Here is a 16,516-nt window from a genome sequence, read left to right as displayed (position 1 = left end):
TAATTTCCAGGCATAGATTGCCGCCAAAGATCCTGCAATCACCCGTGGAGTCATCCGGGATGCAACGATCATCACCGCGGACACGGGGAAACCGTCTTCCGGGACATCACCGCGCGAAGAGGGAAAAACCCGGAGGAATAAAGATGGGACCTGGACGAAAAGAGGAGAAATACCCTGTTTTGGATACAAGCTCCACGTGCACATCGACAGGGAGGATCAGATGGTCCGGCGCATCGAGACAACGACTGCGTCCGTCCATGACAGCAAGGTGGACCTCCCGATGCCCGGCGAGACGGTGTACCGCGACAAGGGCTATTCCGGAGTGAAACCCCGTGCCTCGATCGATAAAACCGTGAAAAGGGCTGTCCGGGGTTGTCCGCTGACTATCAAGGAGAAGCGCAGGAACCGTGCGATCAGCAAGACACGGAGAGTAATTGAATGGGTCTTCGCCGTGATCAAACGGACATTCCACTGCGGTCACGTTCCCGTGACGACTGTGGAGAGGGTGCATGTCAAAAACGTGTTCGCGTCGTTTTTGTTCAACCTGGTCCAGTTAGGTACTCTCAAACGGAAAGGGGCCTGGGAGCGGGAGCTGTCGAAGACTTCTTGAAAATCGGGGAAAAACAGATAATTTGGTGAAACCAGTACTGGATAATACCATTTTGGGTTTTCATATTTGGAGAGGGCCGGATCCTTCCCTCAATATCGTGGATGTTTTTCGAAATTCGCTGAAATCTTCTGAAAACTGTCGGAGAGATCCCCCTCCTCACGGGGACAGTTCAGGTTCCGGAGGACAATGGGGAAAAGACTTCTGCTCCCGCGCAGAGATTCTCCCCACCTCCCTCGCGAACGCGTCCATCTCCATCAGCTGAAAACGCCCGCCATTGAGGACACCGACCCTCTCGCACATTGCCTGTATCACATCGGGATCGTGGGAGATGAAGATACAGGCGTTTCCGTTTCTCCCCTGTAATGTTTTCATAAGGCTGAGAACCTGGGCCTGGACAGACATGTCGAGCATAGAGGTCGGTTCGTCTGCGATGACAATCCGGGGCTTGAGAGAGTAGATCCTCACCAGCATCGCCCGCTGTATCTCCCCGCCGGAGAGCTGATGGGGATACCTCATGAAGTGTTCCCGTTTGAGTCCCACCGCCTGGATGAGAGGCATGAGGCTCTCAAAGACCTCCTCCTGTGCACGCCGCGTGTGGTAGACGAGGGGCTCGGTGACACTCACGAGGAGTCTCTTGCGGGGATCAAAGGAGACCTCGGGGTGCTGGAATATCATCTGGATGGGGGGGATCGTGCCGCGGGGGACCCTCCCGGCCACCACTTCCCTGCCCTCCACGTAAACCCGCCCCTCCGTCGGGCGTTCCAGCCCGAGGATACACCGTCCAAGAGTCGACTTGCCCGAACCACTCAGCCCGAATAACCCGATGGTCTCGCCGCTTCCGAGAGAGAAGCTCACACGAGAGAAGACATCCCCGTGCCCGTAAGTCTTGCGGAGATTTTCTACCCTGAGCAGATCAGGTGACACCTCACCCCCCTCCCGTTCCACATGACCAATTCGGGGTGGACGGTCACGCCCCGCGCACACCCCGGCACACAGCGGTCGGAGAAGTAACAACCGGAAGGGAGATCCGAGAGTGACGGGGAGGAACCCCGCATCGGGACCATTCCGTTCCGGGGCATCGCGCGGAGGAGCCCCTGCGTGTACGGGTGGAGCGGGCAGGAGAAGACATCCTCGCAACGCCCGTACTCGACTATCTCCCCCGCGTAGACAACCGCCACGGTATCACCAATCTCCATCGCGAGCTCAAGATCGTGGGTGATGAGGAGAATCGCAGCGTTCTGCGCATGCCTCATTTCCCCGATCATCTCCATCGTCACTCTCCTCGCGGCATAGTCCAACCCCTTTGTGGGTTCGTCCGCGATGAGGAGGGAGGGCCGGCTTGCGAGGGCGATTGCGACCGCGACGCGCTGTTGCATCCCCCCCGAGAGCATGTGCGGGTAGGATGCCGCGACCCTGTCCGGGGCGTCGAACCTGAGCATCGAGAGAATTCGTCTTATCTCTGATTCTTGGGCGAACTGGGGCAATCTCGTGACCTCTCCGATCTGTCTCTCGATACGCATGAGGGGGTTGAGAGCCGCAACGGGGTTCTGGGGGATGAGGGCGATCCTCTGCCCGCGGTACGGGGCGAACTCTCCTTCCCCAAGGTGGAGGATCTCCTCACCCATGAACCAGATCTCCCCGCTCACTGTTGCGGATGGGGGCAGCAGGTGGAGGATCGCCTGTCCGATGACAGACTTTCCGGACCCCGTCTCACCGACAAGGACACAGACCTCGTTCTCCCTGATTGAGAAGGAGACGTGCTGGGACGCCCTGATGACACCGGATTTCGTCCGGAAGTCAATACAGAGGTTCTCGACGCGGAGGATCTCTCCTATAGGATCACCCCCTGTTCCCTCTCCTCATCGATGAGATCCCGCAGCTCCTCCCCCGCGATATTGAATAACAGCGTGACGAGCGTGATTGCCATGCCGGGGACGAGGACATTCTGGGGTGCGGTGTGCATGTAATTGAGCCCCGCGTTGATCATCGAGCCCCACTCGGGGATCGACGGGGGGATCCCGACCCCAAGGAAACCGAGCGTCGAGACGGTGAGGAGAGTGTGGCCGATATCCATCGTCGCAAGCACCACAGCGGGCATGATAGTGTTTGGGACCAGGTGGTGCAGCATGATCCACCAGCCCGGAAGCCCTGCTGCTCTCGCCGAGAGGATGTACTCCTGGTTCTTCTCGGAGAGCACCTGCCCCCTCATGAGCCGCGCAAAGGATGCCCACTGGACGAGCGCGAGGACGAGGATCAGATTGGAGATGCCCGGGCCAATGAGGGCCGCGAGCGCGAGGGCGAGGATAATCGCCGGAAATGCGAGGGAGATATCGATAATCCGGGCGAGGAACTCGTCAATCCTGCCCCCGTAGTAACCGGACACGCAGCCGAGAGAACACCCGACGAGGAACGCGAGACCTATCGTCCCAAGGGCGATGGAGAGGGAGGTGCGGAGTCCGTGCAGTGTTCTCTGCAGGAGATCCCGCCCGAGGTAATCGGTCCCCAGGGGATGCCTGATACTGGGACCTTCGTTCTTGCTCTCCAGTGATGTCTCGTGGGGGTCTCCGGGCATTCCCGCAGGTCCGATCACTGCGAGGAGAAGGGTCACCCCGATGAGGCAGAGGGTGACGAGCAACGGACGGTGATTCTTCAGGCGCCCCCTCAAAGAAAGGTCCCTGACAGTCGCGTGGGGGGGAGCCATCGCCGGTGCACACTCGCTATTCATACCGGATCCGCGGATCGACCAGGGTGTAGAAGAGATCGACGACGTAATTCACGACGAGGTACAGCGAGACGATGACGACGAGGGTACTCTCGATGAGGACAACATCCCGTGCTGATATCGCCTTGACGAGGAGATTTCCCAGTCCGGGCCAGGCGAATACCGTCTCGATCACCACTGCCCCGGCAAGGAGCCCCCCAAAACTCATTCCCACGACTGTGATCACCGGGAGCATTGCATTCCGAAGGGCATGGTGCACGACGATATCCCTCAATGGCAGTCCCTTTGCCTTCGCGAATGTGATGAACGGTCTGTTCATCGTCTCGATCAAACTCGTGCGCATGATCCGCGCGAGGGAGGCGGAGGAGTGAATCGCAAGGGCGAGTGCCGGGAGGAGGAGGTATTCAGGACCCCCATAGCCCGCGACGGGTGTCACCCCCATGGCCAGACTGAAACAGAGGATGAGGATGACTGCGATCCAGAATACCGGCATCGAGATGGAGAAGACCGTGACGATCCGCACGATCCAGTCAGACAGATTCCCCCTGTGGAGTGCCGAGTATATCCCGAGGGGAATGCCGATGAGCAACGAGAGGAGCACCGCGGTCGCCGCGAGGAGGAGGGTGGGGATCAGGGCGTTCCCGATGAGGTACGCGACAGGCCTATTGTACAGGGCGGAATGGCCAAAATCCCCATGGAGCACATCTCCGACCCAGTCAATATACTGCTCCAGGAGCGACTTATCGAGGTCATACCGTTTTGAGACCTCCGCGACCATGTCAGGCGGCGCGGCCTCCTCCAGTCCCATGAAGAGGTGCCGGGTGAGGACCTCGGCGGGCTCCCCGGGGATGGCGTTCACCACGACAAAAGAGAAGAGTGAGACAGCGAGCATGGTGAGGAGGAGAGAGATCGTCCTCTTGAGGATGTACCTGTGCACGGGGTCACCTCACGGGTGCGCACTGGACGGTTTCCTGCCGGAGATGAGGTAGTATGAGAAAACGGGCTGAATCCTCTCGTACCACGGCATCCGCGTGAACTGGGCTCTCTTTATCTCGCGCAAGTCCCGGGTCACAATCTGGCAGAAACCCGCGTTTTTGAGGGACTCTCGCGCCGCTGCCTCAGGGAGCCCCCCATGGTAGGGGAGATTCCTCCTCGTGTGCGGATCGTATCCCCTTGCTCCGTGGGGGTGTTTCTCAAAGATGCGTGCGAAGAACAGGCTGATTCCACGCCTGATCCGCGTTTCGAGCCGGCCGTCAAACCAGATGCCCTCGATGAGGATCACCGCTCCTCCCGGCCGGAGGAGTGCGTGCCACCTCCTGAGTGTCTCCCCGGGATGGGGCAGTGTCCAGAAGAGGTGCCGCGCGACGATGACGTCGAAGCTCTCCGGACCGAAAGGGGGGGATTCCGCGTCTCCGTGCAGGAAGGTCACCGGCAGGCGATACTCCTCTGCTTTCCGCTTCGCGATTGCCATCATGCGTGGGGAGAGATCGATCCCGGTCACAATGTGCCCCATCCCTGCGAGCAGGAGCCCCATCGCCCCTGTCCCGCAGCCCGCATCGAGGATGTGGAGGGGGTATGCGGGGGGGAGCACCTCCCTGAACACCTGTTCCCACATCCTCTTCTCCTCCCTCGTCTGGATGCCGTGCGAGACGTGATTGTCGTAATTGTCCGCCTCGCTATCCCACATCTCTGCGATGCGGTGCTTGAGAGGTGTCTCGTCCATCCTGTCTGCACTCACCCGATGGTCATGAACGGGTCGATCCGGTAGTCGTGGGCGGTCGGGTCGAACTTGTATCCTTTGATAGTCTCCTTCATCACGACGGCAACCCCGTAGTACGCGATATTTATCGTGGGGAGGTCGTCGTAGACGATCCCCTCGATGACACGGAAGTGTGCATACCGCTTGTCCGTATCAGAGATGGAGTGGCCTTCCTCGATCATCCTGTCCACGACAGGGTTGCTGTACCCTGCCCGGTTGTTCGGGCCATCCGTGGTGTACCAGCTCTTCAGGACGTACTCCGGGTCCGGTACCATCGCGAGGTTGAACGCGACGAGGTACATGTCCCACTCATCGTTGTCGAGGAGCCGGGTGAGCGCGCTGTTCTCCATGACGACCTGTTCGGTGTCGATCCCAATGGCTTTGAGATTCGCACAGATCGCCTCGAGCATCGGAGGGAGACCGGGGCGCTCGATATACGTGAGGATTTTCAGCTTCAGTTTCTTCCCGTCCTTGTCAACGAAGCCGTCACCGTCGGTATCTCTCCATCCTGCCCGCTCGAGGTACTGTTTTCCGCGCGCGACATCGTAGGGGTAGGGTGTGAGGGTGGTGTTTGCCCACTTCATCGTCGGGAGGAAACACCCCCCTGCGGGACTCCCCACACCGTAGAGAACATGGGCGACGATCCCCTCCCGATCGATCGCGTAGGATATCGCCTTCCGCACGTCCTTGTTATCCAGGGGCGGGTGTTTGAGGTTGACATCGAGCTTGTACAGGCGGGGCGTATTGTACTTCTCGACACGGATTCCGGGTAAGGCATCGATCCGGTTCACTTCGCTGTAGGGCGGATCGACGGTGAAGTCCACATCGCCCTTCTCGATGAGCATCGCCCTCGTGTGGGGACTCTCGTACCCGCGGATAATCATCCGGTCGATGGTGGGAACGCCTCCCCACCAGTGCGGGTTCTTGACGACGACGACTTCCCCGGTGAGCTCGTCGAATGACTCAAGCATCATCGGGCCGGTGCCGATTGGCTTGATGAAATTCCCCTTCGCGTCATAGGACGCGGGGTGGATGATCGCAGTGTCAGGGTAGTGGAGGACTGCGGGGACGAGGGGATTTTGGGAGTGTGTGTGAATCCGGACCGTGTAGCGATCGACCACCTCGCTGTCTTTATAGTCGAGGAGTCGCGCGACGTTCGGCGAATTCTTCGCGACCATGTCGAGGGAGAACTTGACGCTCTCTGCTGTCATCTCCTCTCCGTTATGGAACATGACCCCCTCCCTGAGGGTGAACTCCCACGTGGTGTTGTCGATCTGCCTCCATGAGGTGGCGAGGTTCGGGACAAGCGTGAAACTGGGATCTGCACCGACGAGTGTCTCCGTGACAATTGCCTTCTCTGTGATGAACGTGCCCCCGCTGTGACCCCCTCCGGGGTTGATGTCGGTGATCTTCCACATCTCCCCGATGGTCAGTACCCGCTCCTTGGCAGGTGGGGCGTGTGTCTGCGTGACACATCCCGCAATGAGGATGCACGAGAGGATAAATGCGATCGTGGTCAGGGACGTGACTCTCAATTTATTATACCTCCGCGAATGATTGTCTTAATTTGTATTACAAAATTTAATTAGATGTATAATCGCATTCCTCATAAGTATTCTGATATGCATCGGGGATCGGCCAATACCCCACCCGGGGCGGGGAGGAGACGTCCATGCGGTTTTGGGAAAACGAGGGGGGCCTTCGTTTGCGCAACGTGCCTCTCGCGAAATAATCGTCATTTACCACCTCCGGGTTCCCCGCCCGGAACCTGAATTGAGGTTCTCGAATACCCCTCCTTTGAACCACAAAAGCTCTCTCTCTCAGCCGAACGAAAACTCCCCGAACGACCTTCGCGACATTCGGCCTGCACGAGGCTTGCAAGAGGGTCCAAAAGGTTGGGGACCGCCTTTCAGAATTTGCATCGATAATTGACTGGGACCAGTTCCGCCCGATACTTGGAGACCTCTATCGCAACAAGGAAGGCAAAGGCGGGAGGCCACACATCGACCTGTCGTGGTGGTCAAACTCCCCGTGCTCCAGGAACTCTCCAACTTCTCCGGCCCGGAACTGGAACGCCAGGTGACGGATCGCATCCCGTTCCGGTAGTTCGCCGGATTCCCCCACGGAGTTCCGATTTTTCCACGGTCTGGTTCTCCCGGGAACGTCTCAAGGAACCAGGCAAATACCAGGAAATCTGGGATAATTTCCAGGCACAGATCGCGGCCAAGGGTCTTGCAATCACCCGTGGAGTCATCCAGGATGCAACGGTCATCACCGCCGACCCGGGGAAACCGTCTTCCGGGACATCACCGCGCGAAGAGGGAAAAACCCGGAGGAACATTGACGGGACGTGGACGAAAAGAGGAGAGACACCCTTTTTTGGATACAAGCTCCACGTGCACATCGACAGGGAGGATCACCTGGTCCGGCGCATCGAGACAACGACTGCATCCGTCCATGACAGCCAGGTGGACCTCCCGATGCCCGGCGAGACGGTGTACCGCGACAGGGGCTATTCCGGAGTGAAATCCCGTGCCTCGATCGATAAAACCGTGAAAAGGGCTGTCCGGGGTTGTCCGCTGACTATCAAGGAGAAGCGCAGGAACCGTGCGATCAGCAGGACGCGGAGAGCGATTGAATGGGTCTTCGCCGTAATCAAACGGACATTCCACTGCGGTCACGTTCTCGTGACGTCGAGAGAAAGGGTGCATGTCAAAAACGTGTTCGCGTCGTTTTTGTTCAATCTGGTCCAGTTGAGTACTCTTAAAATTAAAAAGAAGGGGGTCTGGGAGCGGGAGCTGTCGAAGACTCTTAAAAATCGGAAGAAAATCACGATAATTTGGTGAAATCTTTAGGGAAATCTCCATTTTTGAGTTCGCAAATTTCGAGAGAGCGTTTGCTTTCTTTCGATGTCACGGGTTTTTCGAAATCGTCATGAAATATTCAATTCAATTTGACACTTTTTCTTTTCTTAACATAATTTTTATTTGGTGATTATGTAACTTCCACCACCAACTATTTTTCGTCAAGCATCAAATCGATCAGATCCTCAAATAAATCTTTGCCTCGGTTGTTGTATCGCCACTCCATCTCCTTGATGTAGTAGAGAAACTTCTCTCTGGAGATACCGTGATGCTTAATCAACCTCTCTTTTGCGAAAGACCAGAAACCCTCGATACCGTTGATGTAGACCTTTCCGCTCTTGAACTTGTAGCGATGATCGATATTCAGGTGTTTATACCCGCAGAACATGAGTGAATCGTATCCTGCCCATTTGTCAGTATACACGATGGAACCACGGCGTACTCTCTTCACCGTCTCTGTCATGAGACTCTCGGCTGAGACATCCTTGACGATGCTCACCGAGATCTTCCCTTTTCTCTCCAAGATACCGAATAAAATGGTCTTTCCTGCAGCTCCTCTTCCTCTGTTCCCTTTCCTCTTACCTCCGAAGTATGCCTCATCTGCCTCGAGCTCTCCTTTCAGGATATCGTCTGTTCTCGCCAGATACTCGATGATTGCCTTCCTCACGATGTCATAAGCTCGAAGAGCGGTCTTGTAGCTGAGGTGTAACTCCTGGGAAGCCTTCATCGCTGAAACGGACAACTCGAACAGTTTGATCAGAGAGATCCACTGAGAGGGGGCGATCCTGAGCAGTGAGAACTTCGTTCCCTGGAGGGGCCATATGTCTCTCCGGCAGTTCTTACATCTGACTCTGCTCCTCCCGATAAAATAGAAATCTGAGGAACCACAGGACGAACAGATTGTAGTTCCTCGTCTCTTCCAGAGGTATTCAAGGGCAGATCGATCATCGGATACAATCCTCCCGATCTCCCGGAAATCCATACGATCCATTCATCCCTTCCTAACGAAAGGTTAGTGGTGGATCTTACACAATTACCTAAATTTATACGTGAATTGGCTGCTCGTCAAAATCTAATTTCCAATAGAAATTTAATCCAAGCTGTTCAAATGTTATACTGGAAAAAAAATAAAGATGGAACTGAAGGAGTTAAAAGGGCTGCCTTTAATCGGAAAAAACCTGGGAATTTATACCGCTTTATTGCAGTCATGAACCAACTTGATAAAACATACGATCTTTATATAATGAAACCGGAAGATATTATCAGATTGCTCCCAGCTGAATTCGATATATGGAAACCTCAAAAGAACTTAAGAAGTAGATCCGTTCTCTCACGCATCACTTCATAATTTCTCTTCACCCTCCCCTCACCCCGCCGCCCCGCCCCCCGCGATCCGCCCGTGGCACGCCCCGCACACCTTCGTCCCCGTCCCCCGGTCGATGAACACCGCCCGCTCGAGGCCGCACACCGTGCACCTCCCCGCGTCGGCCTTCAACGGCTCGAACCCCCCGGGATCGAACGTCCCGGGCAGCACCACCGCCCGCTCCTGCAGTGCCTTCCGCGCCGCCGCGTAGCACGCCCCGCAGATCCGCCGGGCGTCCCTCCGCCGGTGCCGCCCCCGCTTCCCCGGGAGCCTCTCCGCGTAGTGCGACCACCCGCTCCCGCACGCGGAACACGGCCTCCTCTCCGGCCGGCCGAGCGGCCAAAAGTCCCGCGGGTCTATTCGCGCACGCCGGCCATTCCCCGCACCCCTGCAACGCCTTCCCGCTCCCGCGGCACACTGGTGCAGGGATTTTTGCGCCTCCTGCGGGACGGATTCGACGATCGGAGAGCGATGCACGGGATTCGATCCGTGCCCTGAAACATTTCCGGGATCACGTGTACAGGCGGGAGTGCCCCCCGGTGGACCCAACGCGCGGTACGTGACCCCGGAAACGTTGCAGGATTCACCCTCGCGTGCACCATTACGGGGGTTAATTCCAGTATTTTTCGATGATATCGATTCTCCACCGGAATCAAATCCTGCAGCACGTGCTTCAGGATTGGTGCAGGGTGTTTCAGGGGAGCAGGGTGCGCCACCCCCTCCCCCGTCACCGCCGTTCCCCCCGTCACCCCCGCTCTCCCCGCCCTCCTCGAGCCAGACCGCACCCGCTCCCGCGGAACACCACCTCGCGTAGAGGTCCCTGTCGAACGCGTACGCGTTCACCCGCCTGCGCACCGAGACACCCCCCTCCTCCTCGGTTGCCACCGTCCGGTCGCAGACAGAGATCGCCGGGCACTTCTCGAGCAGGCCCGAGTGCACCCTCCCCCGCGAGAGGTACCCGTGGATGACCTTGTGGACCGTCCCGTTGCTCCACCCCGTCGCCTTCTGGAGCATCGGGATCGTGAACTCCTGCCAGTCTGCGTTCGCGATCACGCCGAGGAGGTCCGCCTCCTTCTTCGTGAGCTTCGTCTCCTGCCCGCCCGAGACCCCGTTCAGCTGCGCGTAGAGCCGTGCCGCGTCCTCGAAGTCCTCCCGGGCCGCGAGGATGCAGGGCGTCCCGTCGCCCGCGACCCTCGTCTCCCTCTGGAACCGCCGGACCAGCGCGTGCGCCTTCACGAGGTCGAGCAGCATCTCCGGGTTCCTCCTGTTCCCCGTCGCGCGGAACCGGATCCTGCCCGCGAACGGGATCGTGACGTGGAATCTCTGGCTCCCGAGGACCTCCCACATCGCCCGGCAGACGGCGATCTCGTGCCTCTCCTCCCCCGCATCTCCCGGTGGTTCCGCGGCGCGGGCGAGCACCCGGGCGAGCACCCGGGCGTCCTGCTCCTCGGAGTCGTCGATCCAGCAGGTGAGCATCCGGTTGAAGACCTGGTCGTCGCCGGCACCCTCCACCTTCGCCACCCACCAGACGCACCGTTCCGGGATCGTGCAGACCACGGGCCTGCGGTCCTTGTTCACCGTCCGGTACACGAACGGCCTGCAAAACGACGTCGTCACACCCTTGAGGATATCCCCCATCTCCTCGGAGATCGCACGGTCGTCGAGCACGATGACGCTCCCGGGCCGGATGCCGTCGTGGTAGAAGAGTGCCTTGTTGCTCATCGCGCCGTCCAGCCGGAACCGGGCCGGGACCTGCCGGAGCATCGTTCCGAACGCGTGGCTCTTTCCCTTCCCGCTCTCGCCCGAGACCGAGACGTGCAGCCCGTTCGTGTTCTCGACAGAGCGCGACGCGAGCGACATGACGAGGCAGGCCGCCACCACCTCGTCGCCGACGTGGTCGAGCGAGAAGGTCCGGAGGAAGTAGCCGAGCGGGTCGCCCTCGCGCAGGACGCGCAGGGCCTCCTCCCGGACGCCGGCGGGGATCTCCTCCTCCGCCTGGTCGCCCGGGGCGGGAACGGCGCGGCCGTCCCGGTCTGTTTCCGCCTGCCCGCGTTCCCTGCCTTTCCCCTCGAGCCTCTCCCGGAGCTCCTGCCACCTCTGCGCACCGCCGCCGCAGGAGGCGTGGTGGCAGCCGGCGAAGATCGCGCCGTTTTCGAACTGGATCGCGAACGCCCCGTCCCTGTGCGCGTCCGAGAACGGGCACTCCTCGAGGACGAAGAGCGTCCCGCCCGCGTAGGGTTTCTCCCGCGCGATCCCGATCCCGTGCGAGAGGAGCCAAGAGCGGAGGTCTCTTGCCGGGCCGTGGCCGGCGGAACCCTTCCCGCCCTTCGCGGGGGGAGGGGGGAGGGACGCGGCGAGGTCCGCAAGGAGCCTCTCTCCCACGATCGCGGGACTCTCGGGGGCGGAGAGGAGACGGGCCCTCCGGTGCGGGCGGTCCGGGGTGTGGTCGCCCTTCCGCGAGGTCGTGCCGTAGAGCCTCCAGATGCGGGCGGCGTTGTGGTTCGCCGTGTCGACCGTGCAGGTCTCGTCCGAGAAGAGGAGGTCGAGTGCCTCGAGCGCCCGCCGGACGAGGTCGCGGCTCTCCCCGTCGTTCGGGAGGTCGACCCGGTAGAGGAGGTGGGCGCCGTTCCCCGAGTCGGCGAGGACCGGGTCGGGCCAGCCCCGGGCGCGGAGGTAATCGGCGATCTCGCGTGCCCTCGCGAGGGCGGCCTCGTGCTCCGCGTCGCGAGAGGGGATGCCCGAGGGGCGGACCGGGTCGACGTCGACGGGGAACCAGCGGCGGCGGAGGATGTCGCCGTCCGCGGTGGTCGCGTCCGCCTTGGCGAGGCGCGCCTTCACGCGGTTTGCCCTCCGCGAGAGGAGGGCGGGGTTCACCTCGTTGAGGGTGACGTAGACCCCCTGCGCACCGGCGGCGTCGAGGGCCTCGGCCGCGGCCGCGAGGGCGGCGGGGTCGTCGAAGTACCCGGAGGCGACGGCGCCGTCGAGGAATGCGCGGAGCTCGACGACGGAACCGGGCGGGAAGAGGAGGGCGAGTGCCTCCCTCACCTCCCCGGCTGCCATGGACCGTCACCGTCCCGGAGGACGGGGGATGCGCGGCGGGGCTCGTCCTCGAGGATGGCGCAGTACCAGGCCTCGCCGTCCCTCGCCCTGACGCTGTAGGCCGCGGCGCAGTTCTTCCCCTGGCAGAGGACGATGCCGCGGGAGTCGGACATGAGGGGGCAGATCCGGCGCGGGCTCATGGTGCCGTCGCCGTTCTCACGCCACATGGGGCACCTCCGCGAGGCCGCCGGGGAAGACGCGGAAGAGCTTCCACGAGGTCCTGCCGGACCGGACCCAGAGGTTGCGCGACCCGCCGGGCGGGAGGGGGACGGCGGCGAGCGCCGCGATCTCCGCCGCGTACGCGGCCGCGGCCGCCCTCGCGTCGATGGACCTGCGCCTCGTGGCGATGACGCGGAAGAGGTGGATCCCTCCCCTCTCCGTCCACGCGATGACGTTGCCCGGGAACCGGGGGTCGGTGACCCTGACGACGACCGGAAATCCCTCCCGCGCGAGTGCCCGGACCGCACCGTGCTCTGCCGCCCTGAAGCGTGGCCGCCTCTCCCGGAACGGCTCTCCGGCCCGTGCGGGGGGAAGGACCGGGCGGGGCGGGCCGGACCGCGCCCTCGCCGGGGCAGGGGGGGAGGAGGTCTCCCCCCGGCAGGCCGTCGCCGCGCCTGCAGACCCCGGGGAGCCGGGAGCGGAAGTTTCTTCGTTTACGGCGCGGAGGATTCCGTGGGTTCCTCCTGCCGCAGGAATGATGGGAGCGTTCTCTCGCGTGCCGGGGGAGCCCGTGCGGTTCATTTCCCCACGCTCCCCCCGCGGGTCAGGGGATGCCTGCCCGCTCCTTTCGGTGTCTCTCTCGTTTTGGATCTCATTCTCTCTCCTGCCGCGCCGGGCGGGCCGGCGCTCTTTTTGGTCCTCCCGCGCGGCGGGAGAGAGGTGCGGGGGTGCGGAGATAAAGGTGAGGGAGGGGACGTAGAAGTGAACGGGGGGAGGGTCCCCCTCACCCTCCCCTCTTCTCCACGACGACGTGCTCCGGGACGGGCTTCTTCCCGCCGGAGAGGACGAGTGCGATGGCGACGAGGAGGAGGAGGAACCCCGCGGGGTTCGCGAAGTACAGGAGGGCGAGCCCCCCGGTCCCGCACGCGGCGGCGAGGACCTTGCCCTGGTACCTCCCCTTCCCCGCGGGCCGGGCAGAGGGATCGGTCCTCCGCGCGCACTCCGCGCAGAGTTTCTTCCCCCAACCCGAGACGAGGGTGCAGGACCGGCAGATCGTCTTCCCGCACGACCGGCACTCCGCGCTGCAGGGATCGAGGAGCGAGGGGGCGTGCACGAGCGCCCCGCAGGAGTTGCAGAGCACCTTCTTCTCGCCCCGGGTGAACCCCGCGCACGACCCGCAGGTCCAGAGGTCGGGGCTGCACCGGAGGGCCTTCCCGCTCTCGAGGAGCCGGACCGCGTACGTCCTCCCCGGGCCTGCGACCGCGATCTCCTGCCGGGGGACGAGGACCTGCCGGACGTCCCGGACGAGGACGTCCCTTCGCGCCGGCACGCACTCCTTCACGTACCGCTGGTTGTTCCGCCCGTAGTACACGACCCTCCGCGCGTGGGCGCGGAGGATCCGGTCGAGGGCGATCTCCCGCGCCGTCCGGGAATCGACCGCGAACGTGCCCCGGGATACGCCCGGCGGGAGGTCACGCGGCTGGGAGAACGCGAGGACCGGCGTTTCGGCGAGGAACCCGTGGTCCGGCACCTCGCCCCCCGTCGCCCCGTCGAGGGAGACGCGCCTCCCGCGGGCCTCCTCGCGGTGGATCACCCCCACCGAGGTCGCGCACTCGAAGTGGATGTCGTACGTCACCACGTACGCGGGGGAGAGCGAGATCCTCCGCCCCGCGGGCCGAAGGGCGGGGAAGGAGAGGGGGAAGCCCGACGTCTCCGCCGCGAGGTCGGATGCGATCCACCGCCACGTCGCGGGGAGGGGGGAAACGGGGTACACCCAGATGGCCTCCCTTTCGCCCGCGGCGCGGAGCGCAAACCCCGCCCGGGCAGCGAGGTCGGCGAGGATCGCCCGGTCGACGAGCGTGATTGGTGGCGAGAGCGTCGCGGCGTGGGCGACCGCGTCCTGCGAGAACCTGCCGGTCGCAACGAGGATCCCCCGCGATGCGCCGCTCGAGATCACCGCGGAGTGGAGTTTCTGGACGACGGGCCGGCCGACCGTCCCCTCCGGCTGGTGCTTGCACTCGACGACGATCTCCTCGCCGCCCGGCGCGTGGAGGACGAGGTCCCGCCCGCCGTCGCGGACAGGGGGCGTCTGCTCGACGCGGTAGCCGAGCCTCCGGTAGATCTCGCCGCAGATCTCCTCGAACGCGTACCCGTCGAGCGCATCGAGGTCGATCACCTCGGCATTGCTCCCCGCCGTGACGTGGGCCATGAGCTCTTCGCCCGGGTCCGGGGCCTCCTCCCCCCGGGAGAGGGCGTCCTCGACGGAGAGGCAGTACCGGGCGGCCTCCGCGTGGCCGAGCTTCCCGCAGACGAGGCCGAGGTTGTGCCACGCGGGCCCGTAGTCCGGGTCGAGGAGGAGGGCGCGGGTGTAGTGGGAGATCGCTTTCCTCGCGTCCCGGCGGGCGATCGCCTCGTTCCCCTGCTCCTTCCAGTACCCGGGCGTGCCTTCGTCCACCCGTGATCCCGGAGAGAGGGTGTGGGAGCGGGGCGAGAAAAAGGTGGGGGTCATGCGGCCGCGTGCGGGGAGGGGACAAGAACCTGCCGGGCGGGAACCGCTGGGGCGTGGACCGGCAAGGGAGGTCCGGCTCTTTTCCACGTACCGGACGGCGCGGCCTTTCTCCCCGGATGGTGTCCGGTACCTCCGGCCCGTCATTATCGGGCGAGAAGTGCGCCACGGTGGCAGGGGCACCGGATCGGCGGGGAGAAACCATTATTTCTCCCCGGTCCCATAGGACCTGTTGCCCCGGGTGGCCCGTGCCGGACTTAAAGGTTACGGAAATATGGGGGTATACGGGGAGATCTCGGCAAAAGGAGCAAAATTTCTGCTGTTGCACAAGGGGTTCCACAAAAACAAGGACTGCAACCTCCTCGAACCCCGATCGGGTGCGGGAGTGGTGGACGTTGCACAAGGGGTTCCACAAAAACAAGGACTGCAACTCTGATTTCACGAAATCAGATCTCGGCATGCCCAACGTATTGTTGCACAAGGGGTTCCACAAAAACAAGGACTGCAATAATCTCTTCTCCTTTATACCGTCGTAAATAATTATGGCGTTGCACAAGGGGTTCCACAAAAACAAGGACTGCAACTTCGCAGTAAACGGCCCATTTAAACCCGCTTGTTCAAAAATTAAGTTGCACAAGGGGTTCCACAAAAACAAGGACTGCAACAATATGAATATTCCACATTCAGATCACTCCATACTGTTGCACAAGGGGTTCCACAAAAACAAGGACTGCAACCGTGAGATAACATCATACCCCACGATACGCTGTACGTTCTGTTGCACAAGGGGTTCCACAAAAACAAGGACTGCAACCAACCCACAATCCGGCACGGTTCGGGGAGCACGAAGGTTGCACAAGGGGTTCCACAAAAACAAGGACTGCAACAATTAGGAGGTGAGTAAGATGACAAAGAAGAAGTCACAGTTGCACAAGGGGTTCCACAAAAACAAGGACTGCAACCACAGTGTTGCATACATGTAGCACTCGTCGCATATTGAGTTGCACAAGGGGTTCCACAAAAACAAGGACTGCAACGGAATAGTCAGTGCTAATGAAAAAAGGAAAACAGTCAGGTTGCACAAGGGGTTCCACAAAAACAAGGACTGCAACAGTTCCAGACATAACATGTCCCAATCGTATTTTAATGCAGTTGCACAAGGGGTTCCACAAAAACAAGGACTGCAACGCTGGTGTGCCGTATACAACTGGGTTAGGCTTATAACGTTGCACAAGGGGTTCCACAAAAACAAGGACTGCAACTCCTCTAATAGAGAACGTTTTACTTCCCATTTGGATCGGTTGCACAGGGGGTTCCACAAAAACAAGGACTACAACCACTCATTCGTTATCCAACAAGTCAACCACTTACGTTGGTTGCACAAGTCATTCCACGGGAACAAGGACGGGAACCCGACGGGGCACCGGTCCTTCG

At 61.2% G+C, this 16,516-nt stretch carries 12 protein-coding genes, 1 pseudogene and 1 CRISPR repeat array; of the genes and pseudogenes, 2 read left to right on the top strand and 11 right to left on the bottom strand.

Going from position 1 to position 16,516, the window contains the following annotated elements:
- The first annotated feature begins 52 nt into the window (after positions 1–52).
- Complete coding sequence (locus tag QFX32_06140) at positions 53–610, top strand: transposase (protein ID MDI9633620.1); 558 nt, start codon at positions 53–55, stop codon at positions 608–610.
- 156 nt (positions 611–766) lie between these two features.
- Here QFX32_06140 and QFX32_06135 read toward each other — a convergent pair whose 3' ends face one another.
- The 6 genes from QFX32_06135 to QFX32_06110 form a co-directional block, all read right to left on the bottom strand.
- The gene (locus QFX32_06135) at positions 767–1,465 is read right to left on the bottom strand and encodes a dipeptide/oligopeptide/nickel ABC transporter ATP-binding protein (protein ID MDI9633619.1); all 699 of its coding nucleotides are present in this window, start codon (positions 1,463–1,465) and stop codon (positions 767–769) included.
- 44 nt (positions 1,466–1,509) lie between these two features.
- A complete protein-coding gene (locus QFX32_06130; GenBank protein MDI9633618.1) occupies positions 1,510–2,385 on the bottom strand; it encodes an ABC transporter ATP-binding protein in 876 nt (291 codons plus the stop codon).
- Between the two features lie 56 nt (positions 2,386–2,441).
- Complete coding sequence (locus tag QFX32_06125) at positions 2,442–3,182, bottom strand: ABC transporter permease (GenBank protein ID MDI9633617.1); 741 nt, start codon at positions 3,180–3,182, stop codon at positions 2,442–2,444.
- Positions 3,183–3,327: 145 nt separating this feature from the next.
- Positions 3,328–4,269: an ABC transporter permease gene (locus tag QFX32_06120; GenBank protein MDI9633616.1), complete on the bottom strand. Its 942-nt coding sequence runs from the start codon at positions 4,267–4,269 to the stop codon at positions 3,328–3,330.
- Between the two features lie 9 nt (positions 4,270–4,278).
- Positions 4,279–5,055: a class I SAM-dependent methyltransferase gene (locus QFX32_06115; GenBank protein MDI9633615.1), complete on the bottom strand. Its 777-nt coding sequence runs from the start codon at positions 5,053–5,055 to the stop codon at positions 4,279–4,281.
- An 11-nt stretch (positions 5,056–5,066) separates the two neighbouring features.
- Entirely contained in the window at positions 5,067–6,509 is a 1,443-nt protein-coding gene (locus QFX32_06110; protein MDI9633614.1) for an ABC transporter substrate-binding protein, read from the bottom strand.
- Between the two features lie 446 nt (positions 6,510–6,955).
- Between QFX32_06110 and QFX32_06105 the strand changes: the two are divergent.
- Positions 6,956–7,937, top strand: a pseudogene (locus QFX32_06105) (IS5 family transposase).
- A 169-nt stretch (positions 7,938–8,106) separates the two neighbouring features.
- Here QFX32_06105 and QFX32_06100 read toward each other — a convergent pair.
- From QFX32_06100 to QFX32_06080, 5 genes are all read right to left on the bottom strand, one after another.
- Positions 8,107–8,937 carry an IS1595 family transposase gene (locus QFX32_06100; GenBank protein ID MDI9633613.1) on the bottom strand — a complete coding sequence of 277 codons (831 nt, stop codon included), beginning with the start codon at positions 8,935–8,937 and terminating at the stop codon, positions 8,107–8,109.
- Between the two features lie 384 nt (positions 8,938–9,321).
- Complete coding sequence (locus QFX32_06095; protein MDI9633612.1) at positions 9,322–12,378, bottom strand: hypothetical protein; 3,057 nt, start codon at positions 12,376–12,378, stop codon at positions 9,322–9,324.
- The gene (locus QFX32_06090) at positions 12,360–12,584 is read right to left on the bottom strand and encodes a hypothetical protein (protein ID MDI9633611.1); all 225 of its coding nucleotides are present in this window, start codon (positions 12,582–12,584) and stop codon (positions 12,360–12,362) included. The genes QFX32_06095 and QFX32_06090 overlap by 19 nt, the downstream gene beginning before the upstream one ends.
- Positions 12,574–13,158: a hypothetical protein gene (locus QFX32_06085; protein ID MDI9633610.1), complete on the bottom strand. Its 585-nt coding sequence runs from the start codon at positions 13,156–13,158 to the stop codon at positions 12,574–12,576. Before QFX32_06085 ends, QFX32_06090 begins: the two co-directional genes overlap by 11 nt.
- 202 nt (positions 13,159–13,360) lie before the next feature.
- Positions 13,361–15,031, bottom strand: coding sequence for a restriction endonuclease (locus QFX32_06080; GenBank protein MDI9633609.1), 1,671 nt, complete (start codon positions 15,029–15,031; stop codon positions 13,361–13,363).
- A gap of 372 nt (positions 15,032–15,403) precedes the next feature.
- Positions 15,404–16,494: direct repeats of the CRISPR family, unit length 37 nt; unit sequence GTTGCACAAGGGGTTCCACAAAAACAAGGACTGCAAC.
- Between the last annotated feature and the right edge of the window lie 22 nt (positions 16,495–16,516).

It is taken from the genome of Methanolinea sp., assembly GCA_030055515.1.
GTDB lineage: Archaea > Halobacteriota > Methanomicrobia > Methanomicrobiales > Methanospirillaceae > Methanolinea_A.
The sequence above is the reverse complement of the archived record's forward strand: the minus strand, read 5'-3'. Positions and strand labels throughout refer to the sequence as shown.

What these genes read in the sequence shown, in the direction of transcription:
- QFX32_06090 (MDI9633611.1), bottom strand. Translation starts at nt 12,584, where the DNA reads ATGTGGCGTGAGAACGGCGACGGCACCATGAGCCCGCGCCGGATCTGC.
- QFX32_06100 (MDI9633613.1), bottom strand. Translation starts at nt 8,937, where the DNA reads ATGGATTTCCGGGAGATCGGGAGGATTGTATCCGATGATCGATCTGCC.
- QFX32_06085 (MDI9633610.1), bottom strand. Translation starts at nt 13,158, where the DNA reads ATGAACCGCACGGGCTCCCCCGGCACGCGAGAGAACGCTCCCATCATT.
- QFX32_06110 (MDI9633614.1), bottom strand. Translation starts at nt 6,509, where the DNA reads ATGTGGAAGATCACCGACATCAACCCCGGAGGGGGTCACAGCGGGGGC.
- QFX32_06095 (MDI9633612.1), bottom strand. Translation starts at nt 12,378, where the DNA reads ATGGCAGCCGGGGAGGTGAGGGAGGCACTCGCCCTCCTCTTCCCGCCC.
- QFX32_06115 (MDI9633615.1), bottom strand. Translation starts at nt 5,055, where the DNA reads ATGGACGAGACACCTCTCAAGCACCGCATCGCAGAGATGTGGGATAGC.
- QFX32_06125 (MDI9633617.1), bottom strand. Translation starts at nt 3,182, where the DNA reads ATGCCCGGAGACCCCCACGAGACATCACTGGAGAGCAAGAACGAAGGT.